26 protein-coding genes and 1 riboswitch are annotated in these 19,866 nt (G+C 62.8%); of the genes, 10 read left to right on the plus strand and 16 right to left on the minus strand.

The window, feature by feature from the left end; all coding sequences use genetic code 11:
- Nucleotides 1–443: 443 nt before the first annotated feature.
- The 7 genes from H9X91_RS10480 to H9X91_RS10510 all read right to left on the minus strand — a co-directional run bounded on the left by H9X91_RS10480 (nucleotide 444) and on the right by H9X91_RS10510 (nucleotide 5,391).
- On the minus strand, nucleotides 444–665 hold the full coding sequence (locus H9X91_RS10480; protein ID WP_204804897.1) for a helix-turn-helix domain-containing protein: 222 nt from the start codon (nucleotides 663–665) through the stop codon (nucleotides 444–446).
- A complete protein-coding gene (locus H9X91_RS10485; RefSeq protein ID WP_204804899.1) occupies nucleotides 653–937 on the minus strand; it encodes a hypothetical protein in 285 nt (94 codons plus the stop codon). The genes H9X91_RS10480 and H9X91_RS10485 overlap by 13 nt, the downstream gene beginning before the upstream one ends.
- Nucleotides 934–1,335, minus strand: coding sequence for a hypothetical protein (locus H9X91_RS10490; protein ID WP_204804900.1), 402 nt, complete (start codon nucleotides 1,333–1,335; stop codon nucleotides 934–936). The genes H9X91_RS10485 and H9X91_RS10490 overlap by 4 nt, the downstream gene beginning before the upstream one ends.
- Before the next feature lie 14 nt (nucleotides 1,336–1,349).
- On the minus strand, nucleotides 1,350–1,844 hold the full coding sequence (gene ybaK, locus H9X91_RS10495; protein WP_204804901.1) for a Cys-tRNA(Pro) deacylase: 495 nt from the start codon (nucleotides 1,842–1,844) through the stop codon (nucleotides 1,350–1,352).
- Nucleotides 1,845–1,852: 8 nt separating this feature from the next.
- Nucleotides 1,853–2,242: an MmcQ/YjbR family DNA-binding protein gene (locus H9X91_RS10500; RefSeq protein WP_204804902.1), complete on the minus strand. Its 390-nt coding sequence runs from the start codon at nucleotides 2,240–2,242 to the stop codon at nucleotides 1,853–1,855.
- A 209-nt stretch (nucleotides 2,243–2,451) separates the two neighbouring features.
- Nucleotides 2,452–4,422 (minus strand): excinuclease ABC subunit UvrB, encoded by a 1,971-nt coding sequence (uvrB, locus tag H9X91_RS10505; protein ID WP_204804903.1) that lies wholly within the window; start codon nucleotides 4,420–4,422, stop codon nucleotides 2,452–2,454.
- A gap of 294 nt (nucleotides 4,423–4,716) precedes the next feature.
- Nucleotides 4,717–5,391 (minus strand): JAB domain-containing protein, encoded by a 675-nt coding sequence (locus H9X91_RS10510; protein WP_204804904.1) that lies wholly within the window; start codon nucleotides 5,389–5,391, stop codon nucleotides 4,717–4,719.
- Nucleotides 5,392–5,608: 217 nt separating this feature from the next.
- Nucleotides 5,609–5,771, plus strand: a riboswitch (M-box (ykoK) riboswitch).
- A 106-nt stretch (nucleotides 5,772–5,877) separates the two neighbouring features.
- Here H9X91_RS10510 and mgtE point away from each other — a divergent pair.
- A complete protein-coding gene (gene mgtE / locus H9X91_RS10515) occupies nucleotides 5,878–7,260 on the plus strand; it encodes a magnesium transporter (protein ID WP_204804905.1) in 1,383 nt (460 codons plus the stop codon).
- Nucleotides 7,261–7,281: 21 nt separating this feature from the next.
- Here the strand turns inward: mgtE and H9X91_RS10520 are convergent, their stop codons facing one another.
- A complete protein-coding gene (locus H9X91_RS10520) occupies nucleotides 7,282–7,464 on the minus strand; it encodes an Arc family DNA-binding protein (RefSeq protein WP_204804906.1) in 183 nt (60 codons plus the stop codon).
- 125 nt (nucleotides 7,465–7,589) lie between these two features.
- Here H9X91_RS10520 and H9X91_RS10525 point away from each other — a divergent pair, with 125 nt between their 5' ends.
- The 4 genes from H9X91_RS10525 (at nucleotide 7,590) to H9X91_RS10540 (ending at nucleotide 8,820) form a co-directional block, all read left to right on the plus strand.
- The gene (locus tag H9X91_RS10525) at nucleotides 7,590–7,766 is read left to right on the plus strand and encodes a hypothetical protein (protein ID WP_204804908.1); all 177 of its coding nucleotides are present in this window, start codon (nucleotides 7,590–7,592) and stop codon (nucleotides 7,764–7,766) included.
- Nucleotides 7,767–7,837: 71 nt separating this feature from the next.
- Nucleotides 7,838–8,023, plus strand: coding sequence for a DUF1540 domain-containing protein (locus tag H9X91_RS10530; protein ID WP_136891464.1), 186 nt, complete (start codon nucleotides 7,838–7,840; stop codon nucleotides 8,021–8,023).
- 75 nt (nucleotides 8,024–8,098) lie between these two features.
- The gene (locus H9X91_RS10535; RefSeq protein ID WP_204804909.1) at nucleotides 8,099–8,452 is read left to right on the plus strand and encodes a TSUP family transporter; all 354 of its coding nucleotides are present in this window, start codon (nucleotides 8,099–8,101) and stop codon (nucleotides 8,450–8,452) included.
- Nucleotides 8,449–8,820, plus strand: a complete 372-nt coding sequence (locus H9X91_RS10540) for a TSUP family transporter (protein WP_204804910.1) — start codon at nucleotides 8,449–8,451, stop codon at nucleotides 8,818–8,820. The genes H9X91_RS10535 and H9X91_RS10540 overlap by 4 nt, the downstream gene beginning before the upstream one ends.
- A gap of 29 nt (nucleotides 8,821–8,849) precedes the next feature.
- Here H9X91_RS10540 and H9X91_RS10545 read toward each other — a convergent pair whose 3' ends face one another.
- The 5 genes from H9X91_RS10545 to spoIID form a co-directional block, all read right to left on the minus strand.
- Nucleotides 8,850–10,121: a S1C family serine protease gene (locus H9X91_RS10545; protein WP_204804911.1), complete on the minus strand. Its 1,272-nt coding sequence runs from the start codon at nucleotides 10,119–10,121 to the stop codon at nucleotides 8,850–8,852.
- Nucleotides 10,122–10,128: 7 nt separating this feature from the next.
- Nucleotides 10,129–11,607 carry a sensor histidine kinase gene (locus tag H9X91_RS10550; protein ID WP_204804912.1) on the minus strand — a complete coding sequence of 493 codons (1,479 nt, stop codon included), beginning with the start codon at nucleotides 11,605–11,607 and terminating at the stop codon, nucleotides 10,129–10,131.
- A 279-nt stretch (nucleotides 11,608–11,886) separates the two neighbouring features.
- Complete coding sequence (locus tag H9X91_RS10555) at nucleotides 11,887–12,591, minus strand: response regulator transcription factor (protein WP_204804913.1); 705 nt, start codon at nucleotides 12,589–12,591, stop codon at nucleotides 11,887–11,889.
- Nucleotides 12,592–12,749: 158 nt separating this feature from the next.
- A complete protein-coding gene (locus tag H9X91_RS10560; protein ID WP_204804914.1) occupies nucleotides 12,750–13,877 on the minus strand; it encodes a polysaccharide deacetylase family protein in 1,128 nt (375 codons plus the stop codon).
- A 72-nt stretch (nucleotides 13,878–13,949) separates the two neighbouring features.
- The gene (gene spoIID / locus H9X91_RS10565) at nucleotides 13,950–14,978 is read right to left on the minus strand and encodes a stage II sporulation protein D (RefSeq protein WP_204804916.1); all 1,029 of its coding nucleotides are present in this window, start codon (nucleotides 14,976–14,978) and stop codon (nucleotides 13,950–13,952) included.
- Nucleotides 14,979–15,126: 148 nt separating this feature from the next.
- On the opposite strand from spoIID, the gene H9X91_RS10570 reads away from it, so the two are divergent.
- Nucleotides 15,127–15,990 carry a hypothetical protein gene (locus H9X91_RS10570; protein WP_204804918.1) on the plus strand — a complete coding sequence of 288 codons (864 nt, stop codon included), beginning with the start codon at nucleotides 15,127–15,129 and terminating at the stop codon, nucleotides 15,988–15,990.
- Between the two features lie 230 nt (nucleotides 15,991–16,220).
- On the opposite strand, the gene H9X91_RS10575 is transcribed toward H9X91_RS10570, so the two are convergent.
- Complete coding sequence (locus H9X91_RS10575; RefSeq protein WP_204804920.1) at nucleotides 16,221–16,697, minus strand: nucleoside deaminase; 477 nt, start codon at nucleotides 16,695–16,697, stop codon at nucleotides 16,221–16,223.
- A gap of 79 nt (nucleotides 16,698–16,776) precedes the next feature.
- Here H9X91_RS10575 and H9X91_RS10580 point away from each other — a divergent pair, with 79 nt between their 5' ends.
- Both H9X91_RS10580 and H9X91_RS10585 read left to right on the plus strand, forming a co-directional pair.
- On the plus strand, nucleotides 16,777–17,040 hold the full coding sequence (locus tag H9X91_RS10580) for a DUF2508 family protein (protein ID WP_204804922.1): 264 nt from the start codon (nucleotides 16,777–16,779) through the stop codon (nucleotides 17,038–17,040).
- The gene (locus tag H9X91_RS10585) at nucleotides 17,031–17,294 is read left to right on the plus strand and encodes a pro-sigmaK processing inhibitor BofA family protein (RefSeq protein ID WP_204804924.1); all 264 of its coding nucleotides are present in this window, start codon (nucleotides 17,031–17,033) and stop codon (nucleotides 17,292–17,294) included. The genes H9X91_RS10580 and H9X91_RS10585 overlap by 10 nt, the downstream gene beginning before the upstream one ends.
- Nucleotides 17,295–17,305: 11 nt before the next feature.
- On the opposite strand, the gene H9X91_RS10590 is transcribed toward H9X91_RS10585, so the two are convergent.
- A complete protein-coding gene (locus H9X91_RS10590) occupies nucleotides 17,306–17,854 on the minus strand; it encodes a hypothetical protein (protein ID WP_204804925.1) in 549 nt (182 codons plus the stop codon).
- Nucleotides 17,855–18,065: 211 nt separating this feature from the next.
- Here H9X91_RS10590 and rplM point away from each other — a divergent pair, with 211 nt between their 5' ends.
- Entirely contained in the window at nucleotides 18,066–18,497 is a 432-nt protein-coding gene (rplM, locus tag H9X91_RS10595) for a 50S ribosomal protein L13 (RefSeq protein ID WP_204804926.1), read from the plus strand.
- A 15-nt stretch (nucleotides 18,498–18,512) separates the two neighbouring features.
- Nucleotides 18,513–18,917 (plus strand): 30S ribosomal protein S9, encoded by a 405-nt coding sequence (rpsI, locus tag H9X91_RS10600; protein WP_204804927.1) that lies wholly within the window; start codon nucleotides 18,513–18,515, stop codon nucleotides 18,915–18,917.
- A gap of 135 nt (nucleotides 18,918–19,052) precedes the next feature.
- Here rpsI and H9X91_RS10605 read toward each other — a convergent pair whose 3' ends face one another.
- On the minus strand, nucleotides 19,053–19,676 hold the full coding sequence (locus H9X91_RS10605; RefSeq protein WP_204804928.1) for a PepSY domain-containing protein: 624 nt from the start codon (nucleotides 19,674–19,676) through the stop codon (nucleotides 19,053–19,055).
- Nucleotides 19,677–19,866: the final 190 nt, after the last annotated feature.

The following is a 19,866-nucleotide window of genomic DNA, read 5'->3' on the forward strand; positions in this document are numbered from 1 at the left end:
ACGGATGCGGCGTGCCCCTTGCGGGCAAGCGGAACGCGCGGAAGGAGGAACCATTGGAACACTGGTGACGGAAATACTGGGAGCGCCGCAGCGCGAGACAGTAAAAGAGAAGCTGGTCAAATGCGTCCTTGCACCCCGACGACCTGGGCACCATCCGCCACGGGTCGGCAGCTACAGGAATCGCAGAAGAGCATAGCGTGCCCGAAGGACGGGCCAAATCGGAGCAGGCACCGATACGTCGACCCCCGTGCGCGCGGAGGGCCACTGCACCGGAGCGCGCCTAACGCTTTTCTCTTTGGACCGTGCACGGCCCGTTTCTCTTTTGGCAAGACAAAAGAGAAATGGGGGGTGCATCCTGGCTGGACAAGCCCCCCTGGCGGGAGCCAGACTTCCGAGGCCGCCGTCCGGCGGCCCATCCCTTTTCAGGGAGTGCCGAACGCAATTCAACTCCGCTGCTCGCTGCGCCCCAGCAGATAGTCCGTGGTGACTCCAAAGTAATCCGCCAGACAGCACAGTGTCAGCGACGGAATATTCACCTTCCCATATTCCATTCTCTGATAATGGACAAGGGTGATCTGAAGCGCCTCCGCCATATCCGCCTGCCGCAGATGCTTTTCCTCCCGCAGTGTGCGAAGCCGCTGCCCGAATATTTTTAATGTTTCCATGGATTTCTCCTTGACAGACAACATTTTATGATGTACCATAAATACATCATAAAATGTTGTATTGAGGTGACCCAATGAATCCCATCTATTTCCGCCTCTTCGACGGCTACGCCGCCGACATCCTCCAGGACGCCGGCACCTTTGACGCCAAGTCCCTGGAGTCCTTCGCAGAGAGCCTCTCCCTCACCGGCGAGGCCCGTCTCCGCCTGCTGGATGCCTTCTCCAGCCGCTATCTCCAGTGGTCCACGGACGCCTTTGTCCTGGGACTTCACCTGGGCCTCTCCCTGTGGGCCAGGCCCAGCAGCTCCAGCATGCCCTTGATGGCTCCCTGGGCCGTCCGCTGGGGGATCAGGCCCTCCTTGGCCCAGGCGGTCAGTGTCACGGAATCGGCGTCAAACTCCAATTCCACCACGGCCGGGTTCTGCCGCCCCAGCCCACTGCCGGTGGACAGCAGCAGACGGCTGTCTGGCTCCTCCTCCAGGACCGTCTCCTGCTCCGTCAGGGCCTCCCGGGCTTTTTGATAGAGGTTGCCCGTGCAGCTCACCCGGCGCTCCGCCCGGCGGACCCGCAGCTCTGCGTACTTCTTCCGGCCGGGCTCCATGGCCTCCCCGGGGTTCATCCGGGCAAAGGTCTCCTCCAGCAGCTGCTTTGCCTGTGCTTCCTGAATCATGGGTCTGTCTCCTTTCAAACGATGTCCGCTGCGCGGGCACCCAGCAGATCCAGCAGATCCCGGGGCGCCAGCTCCACCTGGGCGCCGATCTTTCCGGCGGAGATGTAGATGGTGTCATAATCCAGGACCGTCTGGTGGAACACGGTGGGGTACTGCTTCTTCATCCCCACCGGGGAGCACCCGCCCCGGATGTAGCCGGTGACGGCGTTGATCTCCGCCACGTGCAGAAGCTCGATGGACTTCTCCCCCACCGCGCGGGCGGCCTTCTTCAGGTCCAGACTCTCCGCCACCGGCACCTCGAATACATAGATGCCCTTGGAGGCCCCCCGGGCCACCAGCGTCTTGAAGCCCCGTGCCGGGTCCTGCCCCAGCGCCTGGGCCACGTGGACGCCGTACTCCCGGGTACCCTCCGGCCCCTCACTGTCCTCGTAGAATCGGGCGGTGTAGGGGATCTTTTTCTGGTCCAGGATCCGCATTACGTTGGTCTTTTCCTCTTTTTTCTTCGCCATTGCGCACCTCAGTTCTCCGCGGGCGGGGCTGCCAGCTCCCGCTGGACGTACTTGGGCAGCTTTTCCACTGCCAGGGCGTAGGACCGGCTGCACAGGTCCCGCAGGACCTCCTCCGGCAGATCCCCGTCCAGCAGGCAGGAGATCCAGGTCCGCTTGTCCGAGTAGAATCCCGGCAGGATATCCGGATACCGGGCCCGCAGCAGTTCGCCCTCCGCCGCCTCGCATTTCAGGTTCACCAGGTCGTGGCCGCCGTAGGTCCGGTAGTTCTCCCCCGGAGAACAAACAGCGGCGAATTGTTTTCCCCGCACCTTGTAGAGAAACATCTTCCACACCGGCTGATAGTCCTTCTCCGCACCGGGGAAGGACAGCAGGTATTCGTCCAGCCATTCGCAGCGCATTTACTTCTCTCCCCTCAGCTCGATGATCCGGTCACGCAGCACAGCGGCGTATTTTCCCACACGGCTCCGCCGTGCGGGAGCCCTTTCATTTTACCAACCGGCCGGAAATGAATTCCGTCCGGTTCAAGGTTTTGCCTCTGGCAAAACACTTGTGCGCCGGACTCCCGGCGGTTCGAGTACGCCGCACGCCCTGTTTCGCCCTTCTCCGCTCACTTCTCTCCCCTCAGCTCGATGATCCGGTCTCTCAAAACAGCGGCATACTCGAACTCCAGCATCTTGGATGCTTCCTTCATTTCCTTTTCCAGTCTGGCGATCTCCGCGGCCCGCTCCTGCTCCGTCAGCTTGCGCTTCTTGTGGGCCCGGAGGGTGTCCTCCTCGGCGGTCTGGGAGATCTCCAGGATCTCCCGGACGCCCTTGATGATGGTCTTGGGCACAATGCCGTGCGCCTGGTTGTAGGCGTCCTGGATGGACCGGCGGCGCTCCGTCTCGTCGATGGCCGCCCGCATGGAGGGGGTGATCTCGTCGGCGTACATGATGACCAGGCCGTCGGCATTCCGGGCCGCCCGGCCGATGGTCTGGATGAGGGATGTCTCGGACCGGAGGAAGCCCTCCTTGTCCGCGTCCAGGATGGCCACCAGGCTCACCTCCGGCAGGTCCAGGCCCTCCCGCAGGAGGTTGATGCCCACCAGCACGTCGAACTCCCCCAGCCGCAGGCTGCGGATGATCTCCATCCGCTCGATGGTCTGGACGTCGGAGTGCATGTACCGCACCCGGATGCCGGCGTTTTTCAGATACTCCGTCAGGTCCTCCGCCATCTTCTTGGTGAGGGTGGTCACCAGCACCCGCTCGTCCCGGGCGGCTCTTGCGCGGATCTCGTCCATGAGATCGTCGATCTGGCCGGTGACGGGCCGGACCTCCACCCTGGGATCCAGCAGACCCGTGGGCCGGATCACCTGCTCTACCACCTGGTCCGCCCGCTCCCGCTCATAGGGGCCCGGCGTGGCGGAGACGAACACCGCCTGGCCGATGCGCCCCTCGAACTCCTCGAATTTTAACGGCCGGTTGTCGTAGGCGCAGGGCAGCCGGAAGCCGTACTTCACCAGGGAGTCCTTCCGGGCGTGGTCGCCGTTGTACATGGCCCGGACCTGGGGCAGCGTCACGTGGCTCTCGTCCACGAACAGCAAAAAGTCGTCCGGGAAGAAGTCCAGCAGCGTCATGGGGGCGGAGCCCTCCGGCCGGCCGGAGATGATGCGGGAGTAGTTCTCGATGCCGGAGCAGTAGCCCAGTTCCGCCATCATCTCCATGTCGTACTCCGTCCGCTGGCGGAGCCGCTGGGCCTCCACCAGCTGGTTATTGTCTGTAAAGTATTGGACCTGTTCCTCCAGCTCCCGCCGGATCTCCTGGATGGCCCTGTCCATCTTGTCCTTGGTGGTGACATAGTGGCTGGCGGGATAAATCGCCACATGGTTCAGCACCCGGTTCACACTGCCGGTGACAGGGTTGAAGTCGCTGATGCGGTCGATCTCGTCCCCGAAGAACTCCACCCGGATGGCGTGGTCCCGGTAGTAGGCGGGGTAGATCTCCACGGTATCCCCCCGGACCCGGACCATGTTGCGTTCAAAGGCGATGTCGTTGCGCTCGTAGCGGATCTCGATCAGGCGGCGCAGCAGCTCGTCCCGGTCCCACTCCGCCCCCACCCGGAGAGACACCACCAGGTTGGCGAAGTCATCCGGCTCGCCCAGGCCGTAGATGCAGGAGACGGAGGACACCACGATCACATCCCGCCGCTCCAGCAGGGCGCAGGTGGCGGACAGCCGCAGCCGGTCGATCTCGTCGTTGGTGGAGGCGTCCTTGGCGATATAGGTGTCCGTGTGGGGGATATAGGCCTCCGGCTGGTAGTAGTCGTAGTAGGAGACGAAGTACTCCACCGCGTTGTTGGGGAAAAACTCCTTGAACTCGGCACACAGCTGGGCGGCCAGGGTCTTGTTGTGGGCCAGCACCAGCGTGGGCCGCTGGACGGCCTCGATGACCTTGGCCATGGTGAAGGTCTTGCCGGAGCCGGTGACGCCCAGCAGCACCTGCTCCTTCAGCCCGTTCTCGATGCCCTCCGCCAGCTTGGCGATGGCCTGGGGCTGGTCGCCGGAGGGCTGGTATTCAGAAACAACTTCAAATTTCGGCATTGCAGCAGACCCTCCACCCAACAAACAGATTTTCAGCCACGGCCATCCTACCACACCCGCCATCTTTTTGCAACATTTGTTCGATATTTATGTTCAGTAGCGTACCCCGGGAAAAGGGACTAGGGGAAAACCTCCGGTTTTCCCCAGTTAATCTGCCTCCGGCAGATCAAAAAATTGAAATCATTTTCGGCAGGGCGTGTACCTGCCGAAAATACCCTGACCCAAGCGCCTTGGGCGCGTTCACCAGTCCGCAGACTGGTGGTGGGGGTTCTAAAGGGGGAGCCTGCTCCCCTTTTATCCCAGCAGACCGCTGTCCGCCATGGACACGAAGTCCTGGTCCGCCACGATGATGTGGTCCACCAGCTCCACGCCGATGGTCCGCAGGGCGTCCCGCACCTGGCGGGTGGCGGCCTCATCGTCCGCCGAGGGCAGGGCCACGCCGCTGGGGTGGTTGTGGGATAGGATGGCGGCGCTGGCGGAGGTCAGCAGCGCTGTCTCCACCACCTTGCGGATGTTCAGGTCGGCGCTGGCCACGTCTCCGTCCGCCAGCCGCTTGCAGGCCAGCAGCTTCCCCTTCCGGTCCAGGCACAGCAGATAGACCTGCTCCCGGGTCTCGCCGGAGAATCGCTCCAGCAGGTAGGTGCCCGCCCGCTCGGAGGAGTTGAGCACCGTCTCCTGGGCGGCATCCGCCAGGCGGGCCTTGCGGCTGATCCTGGCCACCAGGGACAGCAGGACCGCCGCGCTCTCCCCGATGCCCTCCACCTTCTGCAGATCCTCCACCGGGGCGTTCAGCACGGCGGAGAGAGAGTCGTACCGGTCCATCAGGGCGTGGGCGATGGGGTTGGTGTCCCGCCGGGGGATGGCATAGTACAGCAGCAGCTCCAGCGCCTCATGGTCTGCAAAGCCCTCCAGCCCCGTCTCCCGAAACCGTCGGCGCATCTTTTCCCGGTGTCCGTCGTGTATGCCCATGAAGGGCCTCCTCTCCGCTGAAACTGCCCGTCCGCGGGCATGGATCTGGAACGCTTTATTATACCACGGGCTGCCTCTGTTCACAAGGGAAATTCCCATTTGTAAAATGGAGATGAGGCCCGGCCCACGGGCCTGTAAAATTTGCACGAGTTCTTCACGCCGCCTTGACATGGGGAAAATTTTGGCATAATATGAAGAAAGAGTTTTGGAAAAACTGCATACCGTCCGGTAGGTAAGGCTACCACAGGGATACGGATCGCTGCCGCGGAGTGATGGAGACATCATGAGAGGGTTTGAACAGGTGCTATCGAACACGAAGGTATCATCTAACGTGATTTCACTGCCTTGTGAAGCTAAAGCTTGAACGGCAGCAGGGCCCGCTGATGCGGCGTCTCTGTTTTGACACGGAAAATTCCGACTGCACCGGACGGGAGCGGCCGGGTTTTTTTGTTTTTGCAGAGGATCGGCGGAAAGGAGGACGCGCACATGCTGGAGCAGGACGAGCAGCGGGACGAGCTGCTGGAAAAAATCGAGGATCTGATCTCCCGAAAACGCTATGCCGAGCTGCGCGATCTTCTGCTGCCGCTGGAGGCGCAGGACATCGCGGGGCTCTTCATGGAGCTGGACGACAAGGTGCCCATGGTGTTCCGCCTGCTGCCCAAGGAGCAGGCGGCGGAGGTGTTCGTGGAGCTGGACTCCGAGGAGCAGGAGATGCTGATCCAGAGCTTCTCCAACACCGAGCTGAAGGAAGTGCTGGACGAGCTGTATCTGGACGACGCGGTGGATATCGTGGAGGAGATGCCCGCCAATGTGGTCAAGCGCATCCTGCGCCACGCCGATCCCGATGTGCGCAAAAGCATCAATGAGATCCTGAAGTACCCCGACGACTGCGCCGGCAGCATCATGACCACGGAATACGTGGACCTGAAGGCCACCATGACCGTGGAGGACGCCCTGAAGCGCATCCGCCGCACCGGCCCGGACAAGGAGACCATCAACATCTGCTATGTCATCGACGAGGGCCGGCACCTGCTGGGCTATCTCTCCATCCGGACCATCCTGCTGTCCGAGGAGGACGACATCATCGGAGACATCATGGACACCCATGTGATCTCCGCCAACACCCTGGACGACCAGGAGGATGTGGCCCAGACCCTGAACAAGTACGACTTTCTGGCCCTGCCAGTGGTGGACACGGAGAACCGGCTGGTGGGCATCGTCACCGTGGATGACGCCATGGACGTCCTGCAGGAGGAGGTCACCGAGGATATCGAGAAGATGGCCGCTATCCTGCCCGGCGACAAGCCGTATCTCAAGACCGGCGTGTTCGAGACCTGGAAGGCCCGGACCCCCTGGCTGATGATGCTGATGCTGTCCGCCACCTTTACGGGGATGATCCTGACCCACTTTGAAAACTCCCTGGCGGCGGTGCCCATCCTCACGTCCTATATCCCCATGCTCTCCGGCACCGGCGGCAACAGCGGCACGCAGGCCTCCACAGCGGTGATCCGCGCCCTGTCCCTGGGCGAGGTCCGGTTCGGCGACCTGCTGCGGGTGGTGTGGAAGGAGTGCCGGGTGGCGCTGATCTGCGGCGTGTGTCTGGCGGCGGCCAACTTCGTGAAGATGATCGCGGTGGACTGCTGGCTGCTGAGCAATCCGGCGGTGACGCCGGCGGTGGCGGCGGTGGTTTGCTGCACCCTGGTGGGGACGGTGGCCTGCGCCAAGCTGGTGGGCGCCTCCCTGCCCATTCTGGCGGAGAAGATCGGGTTCGACCCGGCGGTGATGGCCTCGCCCTTCATCAGCACCATTGTGGACGCGCTGTCTCTGCTGATCTACTTCCGGTTCGCCACGTGGATCCTGGGCGTATAAGAAGAAACAAAAAGAGGAGCCTTACGGCTCCTCTTTTTTTACTTCTATTGGTCCGTGCTCCTGTTCATAGGCGGCAATATACCGCTCCAGAGCAACTTCCATCTCTTTATTTGCCGAGCGGTGATTCTTCGCCGCAATGATTTTTATTTTTCCAATCATTTCTTCTGAAACGCGCAAAGAAAATGGAGAAAAATAATTTGGCATATCGTCCACCCGCCTTATTGGATGGTTTATCTTAGCACGATTTTTGCTAAATATAAGAATTCATTTTGATATCATATTGATATCAAAATAGCATTGATTTATAATGAGACAAAGGAGGTGTCCAAATGTCATATTCACCCATCTGCTTAGACTGCAAGTATTTTCTCCGGCACTACACCAGGCGGGAAAACGGCAGCTTCGTCCCCACGGCCTTCGGCCACTGTTATCATCCACGGATCAAGCTCCGGGAGGTCGAGGATCCCGCCTGTGACAAATTTTTACCCCGGCGGGGCCGTACATAACCCGCCCGCTCCTGCGCACACTAGAGGGCGGCGAAAGCCACTCATTTTTTCACGCAGGAGGATCTTTTGTTATGACGAATACCAACAACGGCTGCGCCTGCACCCCCAACCAGAGCATCAAGTGCACGGTCACCAACTGCGCCCACCACTGCCAGGACCAGAACTACTGCGGTCTGAACACCATCACCGTGGGCACCCATGAGACCAACCCCACCAAGGTGGAGTGCACCGACTGCCAGAGCTTCCAGATGAAATAAATCCCTCGCTGGGCTTCGGGCGCCTTCCCGGTCCCGAAGCCCGCCGCTTACATACCCAGAGAAAGGCGGGATCCCATGGAGCATCACTGGCCGGCCCGGATCGCCGGCGCCGCGGCGGGACTGGCCAACGGCCTCTTCGGCGGGGGCGGCGGCATGGTCTTTCTGCCTATCCTCTCCCGGTGGGGCCGCCTGGACCAGCGGAAGCTGTACGCCACCTGCGTTGGGGTCATCTTTCCGGTGTGCCTGGTGTCCGCCGCCGTGTACCTGTTCCGCGGGGAGCTCTCCCTGCTGACGGCGCTGCCCTATCTTCTGGGCGGCCTGGCGGGCGGCTGGATCGGCGGGAAGCTGTACGGAAAGATCTCCATCCGGTGGCTGAAGTGGCTCTTCGCCGCCTTTCTCTTCTATGCGGGGGTGAAATATCTGCTGTGACAGACTGGATCCTTCCCTTCCTCTGCGGTCTGGGGGCCAGCATCCTCTCCGCCTGGGGCGTGGGCGGCGGCACGCTGCTGCTGTTGGTGATGACCCTCTTCCTGGACATCGACCAGCGGACGGCCCAGGGCATCAACCTGCTGTTCTTCCTGCCTGCCGCCGCCTCTGCTCTGGTGTGCCACGCCAGAAGCGGCTATCTGGACAGGCCCACCCTCAAAAATGCCATCCCGGCGGCCCTGGCCGCCGCCCTGGCAGGGGCCTGGATCGCCACCGGCCTGGATGTGGAGGTGCTGCGCAGGCCCTTCGGCGTGTATCTGCTGCTCTCCGGCGTCAGCCTGCTTTGGCCGGCAAAGAAGGAAAAGACGTGACCTGAAAACAGGTCACGTCTTTTTTCATCTCAGGAGGCGGCGTCGTTCAGTTCCAGTGTCACTTCCAGGCGCTGGCCGTCCCGCCAGATCTCCATGGTCACCTGGTCGCCCACATACAGCCCCCGCCGCACCCGCAGCAGATCCTGGCTGCTGTTCACCGGCGTACCGGCGGCAGAGAGGATGAAATCCCCCGTCCGGATCCCCGCCAGATCGGCAGCGGAGCCGGCGGTCACATCGATCACCTGGATGCCCCGCAGGTCCTCCTCCAGCCAGGTGCCCAGCTGATTCACCGTCACGCCGAAGGTGGGCTCCGGCTGCACCTCGCCATAGGTCAGCAGGTCGTTCACCAGCCGCCGGATGGAGGCGGAGGGGATGGCAAAGCCCAGCCCCTCGATGTTGGAGTAGGAAGAGCTCATCTTGATGGTGTTGATGCCCACCACCTGGCCGTAGGCATTGATGAGGGGGCCGCCGGAGTTGCCGGAGTTCAGCGCCGCGTTGGTCTGGATCAGCGTCATGGTCCGGCCGTCCACCCACACGTCCCGGTTGATGGCGGAGACGATGCCGTCCGTCAGCGTGCCGCGGAGCTCCACGCCCAGGGGGTTGCCGATGGCGTAGACCCGGTCCCCCACCGCCAGCTGGTCGGAATCTCCGAAGGTGGCGGCGGGCAGGCCCGTCAGCTCCACCTTCAGCACCGCCAGGTCGTTCCGCTCATCTCCGGCCACATACCGGGCCTCATAGCTCTGCCCCGTGTCCAGGGTGATGGAGCAGTCCCTGCCCCCGGCCAGCACATGGTGGTTGGTCAGGATATAGCCGTCAGACCGGAAGATGACGCCGGTGCCCACGGACACGCTGCCGTCCAGCTGGGCCAGCACCGTCACCACCGACGGGTTCACCCGCTGGTAGATCTCCTGGGCAGTCAGCTCCGGGCCGTGGTCCGTCTCCACTTCCAGCACCACGCCCTCACCGGTGGGATAGGTGGGAATGGTGATCTCCTGGGAGGCGGAGGCATCCTCCTCCCACCCGAAGTCATAGTCATATTCAAAGGGGTCCTTTGGATCGTCCGCAAAAAAGATGTCCCAGATCCACAGTCCCGCTCCGATGCCCACCGCCACTGTCAGGCAGATCAGAAAGATCCACAGCCCTGTCCGGCGCTTTTTCCGGCGCTCCGCCGGCGGCGGGGGCGTCATCCGCCCCGGCAGGGGACGGCTGTACCGCTCCACCACCTCGCCGGGCACCGGCTGCCGGTAGGTCTCCACCACCTCTTCAGGTCCCTGGGACATCAACTGCTCTTTTTCCTCCATGCACGCCTCATTCCGTGGCCAGGGAGAAGGAGAACGTGGTCACGCCGTCCTCGCTGGTCACACTGATCTTTTCCTTATGCTGCTCCAAAATCGTCTTGACGATGTACAGCCCCAGGCCGTAACCGTCCTTGTCCTCGCTGCGGGACTTGTCGCTTTTGTGGAACCGCTCGAACAGCAGGGGCAGTTCCTCCGCAGGGATGGTCTCGCCTACGTTCCGCACCGTCACCCGGGCCTTTCCGTCGATATTGGTGACGCCCAGATAGAGGGTAGACCCCTCCCGGGCGAACTTGGTGGCGTTTTCCAGCAGGTTGTAGATCACCTGGGTGATCATGTCCTTGTCCCCCAGCACCAGAATGGGCTCCTCGGGGATGTCGGCGTCCACGTCCAGATTCCGGTCCGTGATCTTCCGCTCCATGGAGATCAGCACCCGGCGCATGCTCTCGCAGATGTCGAAGTGCTTGCCCTCCCGCAGGGGGTCCATGGCCTGCAGCTGGCTCACGTCCAGCATCCGCCGCACCAGGCGACTCAGCCGCCGGCTCTCGTCGGAGATAATTTGCAGATACTGCCGCTCGTTCTCCGGCGGGATGGTGCCGTCCAAAATGCCGTCGGTATAGCCGGCGATGGTGGTCATGGGGGTCTTCAGCTCGTGGGAGATGTTGGCGATGAACTCCCGCCGCTGCCGCTCCGTCTGCTGCAGGCTCTCCGCCATGTTGTTGAAGGAGGCGGCCAGCTCTCCCAGCTCGTCGTCCCGGCCGTAGTCGTTCATGCGGATGTCAAAGTCCCCCTCCGCATAGCGGCGGGTGGCCCTGGCCATCTCCCGGATGGGCTGGATCTGCCGCATGGTGGTGATGGAGGATGCCATGAAGGAGATCATCAGCACCACGAACGCCGTCATGAAAAACAGGCCGATAAAGCCGGACCACATGTTGTCCAGCGAGGTGGTCACAGAGACCGCGTAGATCACGCCCACCGGCTCCTTGGAATCCGCGCTCACTGCCGGGACGCCCACCACGAACCGCTTGTTGGCGTAAAGCCCGTCCACATCCGTCCGCCGGGAGCTGATCCCCTCTTTCAGCACCTCCGCCGTCATGTCCTCCGGCATGGTCACCACCAGGCCGCTGAGCGACGCGTCTGTGGACAGCAGCACATGGCCGTCCACGTCACAGATCATGAAATCCACCTCTGACACCGTGGCGGCAAAGGACGCCAGCCGCTGGAAGTCCTGCTCGTTCTGAAGCTCCTCCATGTCCAGATAGCGGCCGTTTTCCAGATAGCTGACGGAAAGCTGTCCCACCACCTGGGCCTGGGCTGCAAGATCCTCGTCCTCCCGGCCGCGGGCATAGCTGTAGCTCAGGGAGAAAAAGGACGCTCCCAGCAAAAACAGTGTCAGGAGCACCATGCCGACGGTGACGAACATCTGCCGCCAGTACAGGCCCCTGAACTTGCTATGGATCCGTTTTGCGATGCGCGCGAGTCGTATTTTCATGAGACCTCCCTGCCCGGTTTTCCGCCTGCAAAGGCAGCTGCCTTTGCAGGCGGTCTCGTCAGCTCTCCTTCGCGCCCGGGGCGCCTGCCAGCTCGAACTTGTATCCCACGCCCCACACGGTCTTCAGCGCCCACTGGTCGCTGTCTCCCCAGGGACCGTGGGTCCCCGGGGGCCCCTTTTCAAACAGGCCTGCCGGAAGTGAATCCCGTCAGTCCCAAGGGCCCTCCGGGCCGCTTGACGCCGCTGCCGCGGCGCCCGGGGCGCTGCCCCGGGAAAACGTCAGCTCTCCTTCGCGCCCGGGGCGCCTGCCAGCTCGAACTTGTATCCCACGCCCCACACGGTCTTCAGCGCCCACTGGTCGCTGACGTTTTCGATCTTCTCCCGCAGGCGCTTGATGTGGACGTCCACTGTCCGGCTGTCGCCGAAGTAGTCGAACCCCCACACCTCGTCCAGCAGCTGGTTGCGGGTGTACACCCGGTTGGGGGTGGAGGCCAGATGGTACAGCAGTTCCAGCTCCTTGGGGGGCGTGTCGATCTTCTTCCCGTCCACGATCAGCTCGTAGGAGTCCAGGTCGATCACCAGCTTGTCGAACGTCAGCCGCTTGCTGGTGTCGTTGGGGATCTCCGTCCGCCGCAGGACGGCGTTGATGCGGGCGATGAGCTCCTTCATCTCAAAGGGCTTGACCACGTAGTCGTCCGCCCCCATCTCCAGGCCCTGGATGCGGTCGAACACCTCGCCCTTGGCCGTCAGCATGATGATGGGCACCTTGCTGGTCTCCCGGATCTTGGCGCAGACGGCCCAGCCGTCCATCACCGGCAGCATGATGTCCAGCAGGATCAGGTCCGGCACCTGCTTCTGGAATTCCTCGATGGCCTTTCCGCCGTCTCCGGCGATGCGGACGTCAAAGCCCTCCTTCACCAGGTACATATGGATCAGGTCACAGATATTGCGGTCGTCCTCCACGACCAGGATGTTGCGGCCCATGGCGCTCCCTCCCAATTCGATATGTCTCTGTTCCGCCGCGTGCGGTGCCCGTCCGGGCGGCATCACCGCCAGGAGCACGATCCTCCTGCTTTGTTACTTTTTATTATATCCGCTCCCGTGGGCGTATGTTGAATATTCTGTAAATCTTGGAAAAGTTCTCAGGAAACCGTCTCTGTCATGGCCAGGCAGCGGTCATCCGCCGCCTCCGCCGCCGACAGGAACGAGCCCAGGCCGGCGGCATTTGCGCCGTCTCCCAGCCAGACAGTGACAGCCCCGGACCGGCTGGTCACCCGCTGGAACAGGGTGTCCGCCGCACCGGTGCTGCTGAGCGGATATGCCGACCGGTCCAGGTCCGGCGTCAGGCAGCAGAACCCTGCCGCCTCCGCCTCCGCGACGGCCTCCGCCGTGGCGTTCCGGATCCAGGCCAGACGGGTCTTCACACTGGCGGCCTGGGACAGCAGGCGGTTCCCCGCCTCCAGCTGCTCCGTCACCGGGCGGTCATCCGCAGCGTCCGCGATGAGCCCGATGGCCTGTCCGGCGGCGGACATCCGCCGCAGCAGATCACCGGCCTCCTCCAGGAATCCAGCCGTGCAGTAGAAAGCGGCCTGGGCGTCATAGCGGTCCAGCGTGTCCAGCAGGGACGAAACGGCCGCCGATTCCGCAGCCTCCATGCTCAGGTAAATCCGCTGGCCCGTCACGACAGACGGCTCCGACTGTTCGGGAACGGTCTCCTCCGCCGCGGTGCCCTGATTCCGCAGATACTGGCTGTATTCATAATCCATCCGGGATCTGGCGGCGTCGGCAAAGTACCGCTCCTCCATGTCCATGTCCGGATTGCGGACCCACACCAGGTAGCCCCGGTCCACCTCCACCGTGGAGTAGAGCAGTCCGAAGCACCGGGCGATCAGGGAGATGGGCAGGAAGATGACGCCTCCCCGCTGGATGGGCTTCTGGAAATACATATTGCCCTCGTTGTCGATGGCGTAGTCCTTGTTCAGGTCGAACACCAGGGAACTGTAAATGGTGTCGTCCACATACAGCAGCACGGTCTGCTTGGCGATGTTGGGGTAATAGGACACGCCCAGATCCCGGCCCACGCCGGTAAAGATGGTGCTGGGCACGTACAGATACCCGCCGGACCAGAAGGGCATGGTGGCGTCCGACAGGGACAGGACGTTTTTATTCACAGCAGTGAAATACACTGTTCCGGCCGCCTCCGACGGCACTGCTGACATCTGGAACACCAGCAGCAGGCACAGGAGCAGCGCGGCGAGCTTTCGTCTCATGGCTTCCCCCTTCCCAGGGACCTTGTTTCTGAATATTGTATTTTACCACAAGACCGGCTTTTTTGTAAAGGGTCACCCCATTGCGGCGGCGGTGTAGGGCTCCACGGTGACGCCGGTATAATAGTGGGTGAGGATCTCCCGGTAGCCCGCCCCCTCCTTCGCCATCTGGTTAGCGCCGTACTGGCTCATGCCCACGCCGTGGCCGTAGCCGGTGACGTAGAATATCAGCTTGCCGTCCTCCGCCTCCCACTCAAAGCAGGCGGACCGCAGGCCCAGGACGCTCCGCAGGGTGCTGCCCTTCATGGTCACACCGCCCACGTCCACCGTCTCCACGCTGCCGGCGGTATCCGTCACCGCGTTTTGCAGCCAGCTGCTCACATCGCCGGAGAGGTCCGCCTCCGGATAGGAGGCCAGCACCTTCTGCCGGAACTCCTCTGCCGTAAACTCCACCCGGCTGTAGTAGTTGGGGATGCTGTCCGCCGGCTCCGGCGATTCCACCGCCTGGAGATAGGGCAGGTCGCTGACCCACACCTGGCCGGAGGCACGGGTCTGCCCGGCGGAGCAGGAGTGGAACACCGCCAGGATGGGCACGCCGCCGTACAGGATGGTCTCCCCGTCCGTTTCCCGGACGGCGGTCTCGATCTTCGCCTCGTTCTCGTCGGCGGCATCGCCCCAGTTGTTCCGGGCATTCTCCTCTGAGATGTACGCCTGACAGCAGGTGGAGTCCGTACAGATGTCCGCCGTGTCTCCGTGGTTGCCGCCGGTCTGCATCTTGTACAGGGTGTAGGTCCGGGCCGCCACTGCCTGGGCCTTCAGCGCCTCCGGCTCAAAGGAGGCGGGCATCTCCGCCCGGACCACGCCCACCAGGTACTCCCCCAGGGACATCTCCTCCACCGTGTCTCCCACCAGGACCTTCAGCACCATCTCCGCATCCAGGTCCCCCGGCTGAAAGGGCTCCCGCTCCGACTCCACGGCAGTGGGATCGTCGGAGAACAGCTCCGTCCGAAAGGGCACCACCACCGCCAGGGGCAGGGCAAACAGCAGCACCAGCAGCACCGCGGAGATGGCGGCGCTCTGGTGAAGGTCAGAATGGCGTCTCATGTTTCTCCTCCTCTTTCGTTTCCCGTCTGCGGGCCTGTCCCTTCACTGTATGCGCCCGGACGGCGGAAAATGAGACCGGCATGGACAAATGGGTTTTCCCGTGTTATACTGACTTTCGAAAATCTGTCATGCAAGGAGATCGGCTCCTATGAAAAAATACGTGCTCTGGCCCCTGCTGGCCGCCGCGGGCGGCGCCGGGGCGTTTCTGCTGCGGCTGCTCCAGCGCAGCACCGGATTCGAATCGGACACAGGCCTTCCCGTTCCCGGAAACCTGTATGCCGTGCTGCTGGTAATCTGGTTTGTGGTTCTGGCGGCGGTCTGCCTGCTGGCGGCCCGGGCGATCCTTCCCGCGGACCGGGAGGACCCGCCCCTGTTTCCCGCCGGCTTCTCCGTTGCCTCCGCCGGACTGCTGACTCCGGCGGTGATGGGCATCTTCCTGCTGGCGGCCTCCGGCGCGCTGGATCTGCTCTTCAGCTTCTCCGGCGCCAGCGCCCTCACCGGCGGCGGTGAGATGGTGACCGTCTTTGTGACCGGGGAGGGGAACCAGCTCTTCTCTGGCCGGGAGCATCTGCTGGTGGGCGTGCTCTCTCTGCTCACGGCCGCCAGCCTCTTCCCCGCTGTCCCCGCCTGCCGCGCGCGGCCGGAGAGCGAGCCCCGCAGGCCCTTCCAGGGCGCGCTGCTGCTGGTGCCCGTCTGCTGCCTGGTGGTGCGGCTGGTGCTGACCTATCGGGCGGTGTCTGTGGACCCGTCCCTGGCGGACTACTACCCGGAGCTGCTGGCAGTGGTCTTTCTGACCCTGGCCTTCTACCGGCTGTCCTCCTTCGCCTTCCGGGCAGGACGGACCCGCCGCTTTGCCGTCTACACGGCGCTGGCCATTGCCCTCTGCCTGGCCGCGCTGGCGGACCGGCCGGACCCGGCCCGGCTGCTGTTCTATCTGGGCGGCGCCCTGACCCTGTTCGGGTTCCTGCTCCAGCGGACGACGGTGCTGGCCGCCCCCTGGGACAACACCTGACAGTTTATCACAAGATCCCCGCCGAAGGCACCTCCTCCGGCGGGGATTTTCTGTTTGTTTACAATTTCCGGCGCGGAACGCCTTCAGAAAGGGAACAGGGCCAGCCTGGCGGCTAGCCCTGTTCCCTATTTTTTGGAAGATTGGATGAAAAGAAGTTTTGTCTCTTGCAAGTATTAAGATACTAGAGAGTTGTTAAGCAAACCAGCATCAATTGTTACAAAACAATTAAATCAAATCTGAGGGTCGATTTTTTCTTTATTCCGCAGGCCGGCGAAGAAGTCCGCCAGCACCCGGCGGCAGTCCTCCCCCAGGATCCCCCCCACCAGGGCGGGCCGGTTGGGAAATCCCTCCATAAACAGATTGGTGACCCCGCCGCAGGCGCCGAAGGCCTCGTCCCGGGCGCCGTACCACACCCGGCGGATGCGGGCGTTCAGGATGGCCCCGGCGCACATGGGACAGGGCTCCAGGGTCACATATAACTCGCAGTCCTCCAGCCGCCAGGTGCCAAGGGCGGCGTTGGCCTGGGCGATGGCCTCCATCTCCGCGTGGGAGGCGGTGGCCTGCTTCTCCTCCCGCCGGTTGCGGCCCCGGCCCACGATCTCGCCGTCCCGGACGATGACGCAGCCCACGGGCACCTCCCCGGCCGCCGCGGCTTCCTCCGCCAGAGCCAGGGCCTGGGCCATGAAATGTTCCTGTTCCGTTGGCATGTTCTTCCTGCCTCCCTGTATGAAACCTGGCATATTTGTCCAAACTCCCCGTAAGAATATGGATAGGAGGGACGCTGCCATGAAAACCGTCTTTACAAAAAAATCCGCCCGCCCCGACCCGGAGCTGCTGACCCTGAAGGCCGAGCTGCTGGAGGCCCAGGGGGATCTGGCCCAGGCCTACCGCCAGTTCGACCAGGCCCTGGACCCGGAGCTGGTGGAGTCCTGCGTCTATCAGATCAGTGCCGTAAAGGCCCGGTGCAACTACCTGATCCGCGCCATCAAGGAGCGGAGCCCCGACGCGGCCGCAGCCGCCGGACTGGAGGGACCAGCCGCATGGACCTGAATCAGAAGATCCTCGCCGCCATTTTGGCGGGATTTTTCCTGGTGGCCCTGATCCGGGTGTTCCGCTCCCCCTTCCGTCTGGCGCTGAAGCTGCTGCTGAACACCCTGATGGGCTTCCTGGCCTTGGGCGCGGTGCGGCTGACAGCGGGCCTCACCGGCATCGCCCTGGGGCTGAATCTGTGGAACGCCCTGGTCATCGGGGTGCTGGGCCTGCCGGGGTTCGTGCTTCTGCTGCTGGTCCAGTGGGTGCTGTAGGGTACATATTCTTATGGAAGCATATTTCCCGCCGTGTCAAAGTACCGGTCTTCCAGCCGCCATTCTGTTGTTCCCGCGACCTGAAGTCTCCAGATGGTGAGAGACGGAGGCGCCGGGATGGGCACATCCGCTTCGGGGGCGTCGTTCACCTGCAGCCGGACTTCTGCCAGCGTCTCCGACTCGTTCCAGACGGCGAAGCAGACCTCACCATCGCCGTCCAGAGCCTGGGAGTAAACGCCCCGCACCGGGTACGGGCCATACATCCACATTGGATGCCCGTCCGCTTCATATTCCCCATCTTCATTCTGCCGGAACCGGACGAGATAACGCTCGTCCGGTCTCTTTTCGCCCTGAAACACGGCGAAGCGGTCCGCCCCCTCGTCCTCCACCGCCAGCAGCTGGATGGGACCGATCCCCCGGTCCGCCATCTCCCAGCGGAGGAACCGGCTGATCTCCCCGGGGCTGTTGCCATCGATCGCGGGACGGTACGTGGCGGCGCAGAGAAGCAGCGCAAAGCTGACGGCGCAGAAGATCCAGCGTTCCCGGGCATTCCGTCTCATGGGGCACCCCTTCCAAAAATTCAAAATAAAATGTGAGCAATCAGGAGATAATAAGAGATATCAGGGGGAATCAAAAGATTTGTACCGGTTAAATGAAATTCCCGTTGACATTCCCCGTCCGCCGTGGTATAAATATCCTTGCTCCGATTGTAACCCGGAGCTCTTGATTTGTAAAGCAAAGCAAAGAATTTCAATATACGGAGGAAACACCATGTCCACTTTTATGGCAAACAAGGCCAACATCGAGCGTAAGTGGTACATCCTGGACGCTGCGGGCAAGCCCCTGGGCAAGACCGCCGTCCGGGCTGCCGATCTGCTGCGCGGCAAGACCAAGCCCACCTTCACCCCCAACGCCGACTGCGGTGACTATGTCATCATCATCAACGCCGGCAAGGCTGTGCTGACCGGCAAGAAGGGCACCCAGAAGATGTACCGGACCCACTCCGGCTGGATCGGCGGCCTGAAGGAGACCCCCTACCGCATCCTGATGGAGGAGCAGCCCGAGCTGGCCATGAAGGTGGCTGTCCGGGGCATGCTGCCCAAGAACACCATCGGCAAGGAATCCCTGAAGCGGCTGCACATCTATGCGGACGCCAACTACGAGCAGCAGGCCCAGAAGCCCATCGCTCTGGACGCGGAATAAGGAGGAGTTTGAAGCATGTATCAGTCCAAGAAGCCCTACCTGTATGGCACCGGCCGGCGGAAGTCCTCCGTGGCCCGCGTCCATCTGTTCCCCAACGGCACCGGCTCCATCACCATCAACGGCCGGAGCATCGATGAGTATTTCGGTCTGGACACCCTGAAGATGGTGGTCCGTCAGCCCCTGGAGGCCACCGGCAACACCGGCAAGATGGACGTTGTGGCCACCGTCACCGGCGGCGGCGTGTCCGGCCAGGCCGGCGCCCTGCGTCACGGCATCGCCCGCGCCCTGCTGCTGGCCAGCGAGGACAACCGTCCCATCCTGAAGAAGGCCGGGTTCCTGACCCGCGATCCTCGTATGAAGGAGCGCAAGAAGTACGGCCTCAAAGCCGCGCGGCGTGCTCCCCAGTTCTCCAAGCGCTGATCTTTGCATCAGAGTTTCAAAAATCCCGCCACGCTGTGGCGGGATTTTTTTCGCCCTTCCCCGCAGCGCAAAGCTGTGCCGGAGGCGAAGAGGATCCCCGCCTCCGGCACGGCGCACTGCTCCGGTCCCTGCCGTTCACTCCCGCAGGTCCGCATTCCAGTCGTAAATGCGTCCGGTCTGGGGGTCGATCTCAAACTCGTATTTCAGTCCGCCGGAGAAAGCCTCGCCTTCATACCGGCCGCGGCCGTCCTCCTGTTCTTCCCAGATCCGGACATCCTCTTTCTCGGCTCCCGGGATCTTCTCCAGGACCAGGTCTCCGGCCTCTTCTGCGGTGACGGGCGTCCCGTCCAGCGTATCCAGCCACTCCTCGTCCACTTCGTAGTCCGCGCCCACGATCTGGCCGTCAGATCTGGCGACCTGAAAATCATAGTCCCCATAGTCGGTCTCAAATTCGATGTCGTAGACGGGGATACCGCTCTCCTCGTCCCGCTCCGTCCGGATGTTGTAGGCATCTGCCGCCGGTACGCCGGCATTCTCCAGAGCAACGGCCAGCGCCGCCTCCCGGCTGACGGCCCCATCCTGGCCGGTCTGTGCCTGGCCGCCGCGGTCCGCGTCCGCTGCAGGCGCCTGCTCCGCCGGGACAGCGGGCTCCGCAGGCCCTGCCCCCTGTGCAGGATCCGTCTGTACCGGCGCCTGCGTACAGCCCGTCAGAAGAGCGGCTGTCATCACTGCAAGGACGAACTGCCTCGTTCTGTTCATTCTTCCATCCTCCCTCATCTCCCGCAGCCGGACCGGGCCGCAGGGTCTGTCTGCCCCGATTGTATCACGCCGTCCGGCGGAAGGCAATTCCCCCTTTGCGGGCCTCCCCGGCCCCTCTTTTGCTGATACGGGTTGCTCTTCGCCCGGAGTTATGGTACACTTTCCGGTGTTCGGCAGGATTCGACAGGAG

The sequence above is a fragment of the Oscillibacter valericigenes genome (genome assembly GCF_016902445.1).
In the GTDB taxonomy this organism is placed as follows: domain Bacteria; phylum Bacillota; class Clostridia; order Oscillospirales; family Oscillospiraceae; genus Oscillibacter; species Oscillibacter avistercoris.

Excerpts from the sequence above, each read along its gene's own strand:
- H9X91_RS10480 (WP_204804897.1), bottom strand. The coding sequence starts at position 665 with ATGGAAACATTAAAAATATTCGGGCAGCGGCTTCGCACACTGCGGGAG.
- H9X91_RS10490 (WP_204804900.1), bottom strand. The coding sequence starts at position 1,335 with ATGATTCAGGAAGCACAGGCAAAGCAGCTGCTGGAGGAGACCTTTGCC.
- ybaK (WP_204804901.1), bottom strand. The coding sequence starts at position 1,844 with ATGGCGAAGAAAAAAGAGGAAAAGACCAACGTAATGCGGATCCTGGAC.
- H9X91_RS10500 (WP_204804902.1), bottom strand. The coding sequence starts at position 2,242 with ATGCGCTGCGAATGGCTGGACGAATACCTGCTGTCCTTCCCCGGTGCG.
- uvrB (WP_204804903.1), bottom strand. The coding sequence starts at position 4,422 with ATGCCGAAATTTGAAGTTGTTTCTGAATACCAGCCCTCCGGCGACCAG.
- H9X91_RS10510 (WP_204804904.1), bottom strand. The coding sequence starts at position 5,391 with ATGGGCATACACGACGGACACCGGGAAAAGATGCGCCGACGGTTTCGG.
- mgtE (WP_204804905.1), top strand. The coding sequence starts at position 5,878 with ATGCTGGAGCAGGACGAGCAGCGGGACGAGCTGCTGGAAAAAATCGAG.
- H9X91_RS10520 (WP_204804906.1), bottom strand. The coding sequence starts at position 7,464 with ATGCCAAATTATTTTTCTCCATTTTCTTTGCGCGTTTCAGAAGAAATG.
- H9X91_RS10525 (WP_204804908.1), top strand. The coding sequence starts at position 7,590 with ATGTCATATTCACCCATCTGCTTAGACTGCAAGTATTTTCTCCGGCAC.
- H9X91_RS10530 (WP_136891464.1), top strand. The coding sequence starts at position 7,838 with ATGACGAATACCAACAACGGCTGCGCCTGCACCCCCAACCAGAGCATC.
- H9X91_RS10535 (WP_204804909.1), top strand. The coding sequence starts at position 8,099 with ATGGAGCATCACTGGCCGGCCCGGATCGCCGGCGCCGCGGCGGGACTG.
- H9X91_RS10545 (WP_204804911.1), bottom strand. The coding sequence starts at position 10,121 with ATGGAGGAAAAAGAGCAGTTGATGTCCCAGGGACCTGAAGAGGTGGTG.
- H9X91_RS10550 (WP_204804912.1), bottom strand. The coding sequence starts at position 11,607 with ATGAAAATACGACTCGCGCGCATCGCAAAACGGATCCATAGCAAGTTC.
- H9X91_RS10555 (WP_204804913.1), bottom strand. The coding sequence starts at position 12,591 with ATGGGCCGCAACATCCTGGTCGTGGAGGACGACCGCAATATCTGTGAC.
- H9X91_RS10560 (WP_204804914.1), bottom strand. The coding sequence starts at position 13,877 with ATGAGACGAAAGCTCGCCGCGCTGCTCCTGTGCCTGCTGCTGGTGTTC.
- spoIID (WP_204804916.1), bottom strand. The coding sequence starts at position 14,978 with ATGAGACGCCATTCTGACCTTCACCAGAGCGCCGCCATCTCCGCGGTG.
- H9X91_RS10570 (WP_204804918.1), top strand. The coding sequence starts at position 15,127 with ATGAAAAAATACGTGCTCTGGCCCCTGCTGGCCGCCGCGGGCGGCGCC.
- H9X91_RS10575 (WP_204804920.1), bottom strand. The coding sequence starts at position 16,697 with ATGCCAACGGAACAGGAACATTTCATGGCCCAGGCCCTGGCTCTGGCG.
- H9X91_RS10580 (WP_204804922.1), top strand. The coding sequence starts at position 16,777 with ATGAAAACCGTCTTTACAAAAAAATCCGCCCGCCCCGACCCGGAGCTG.
- H9X91_RS10585 (WP_204804924.1), top strand. The coding sequence starts at position 17,031 with ATGGACCTGAATCAGAAGATCCTCGCCGCCATTTTGGCGGGATTTTTC.
- H9X91_RS10590 (WP_204804925.1), bottom strand. The coding sequence starts at position 17,854 with ATGAGACGGAATGCCCGGGAACGCTGGATCTTCTGCGCCGTCAGCTTT.
- rplM (WP_204804926.1), top strand. The coding sequence starts at position 18,066 with ATGTCCACTTTTATGGCAAACAAGGCCAACATCGAGCGTAAGTGGTAC.
- rpsI (WP_204804927.1), top strand. The coding sequence starts at position 18,513 with ATGTATCAGTCCAAGAAGCCCTACCTGTATGGCACCGGCCGGCGGAAG.
- H9X91_RS10605 (WP_204804928.1), bottom strand. The coding sequence starts at position 19,676 with ATGAACAGAACGAGGCAGTTCGTCCTTGCAGTGATGACAGCCGCTCTT.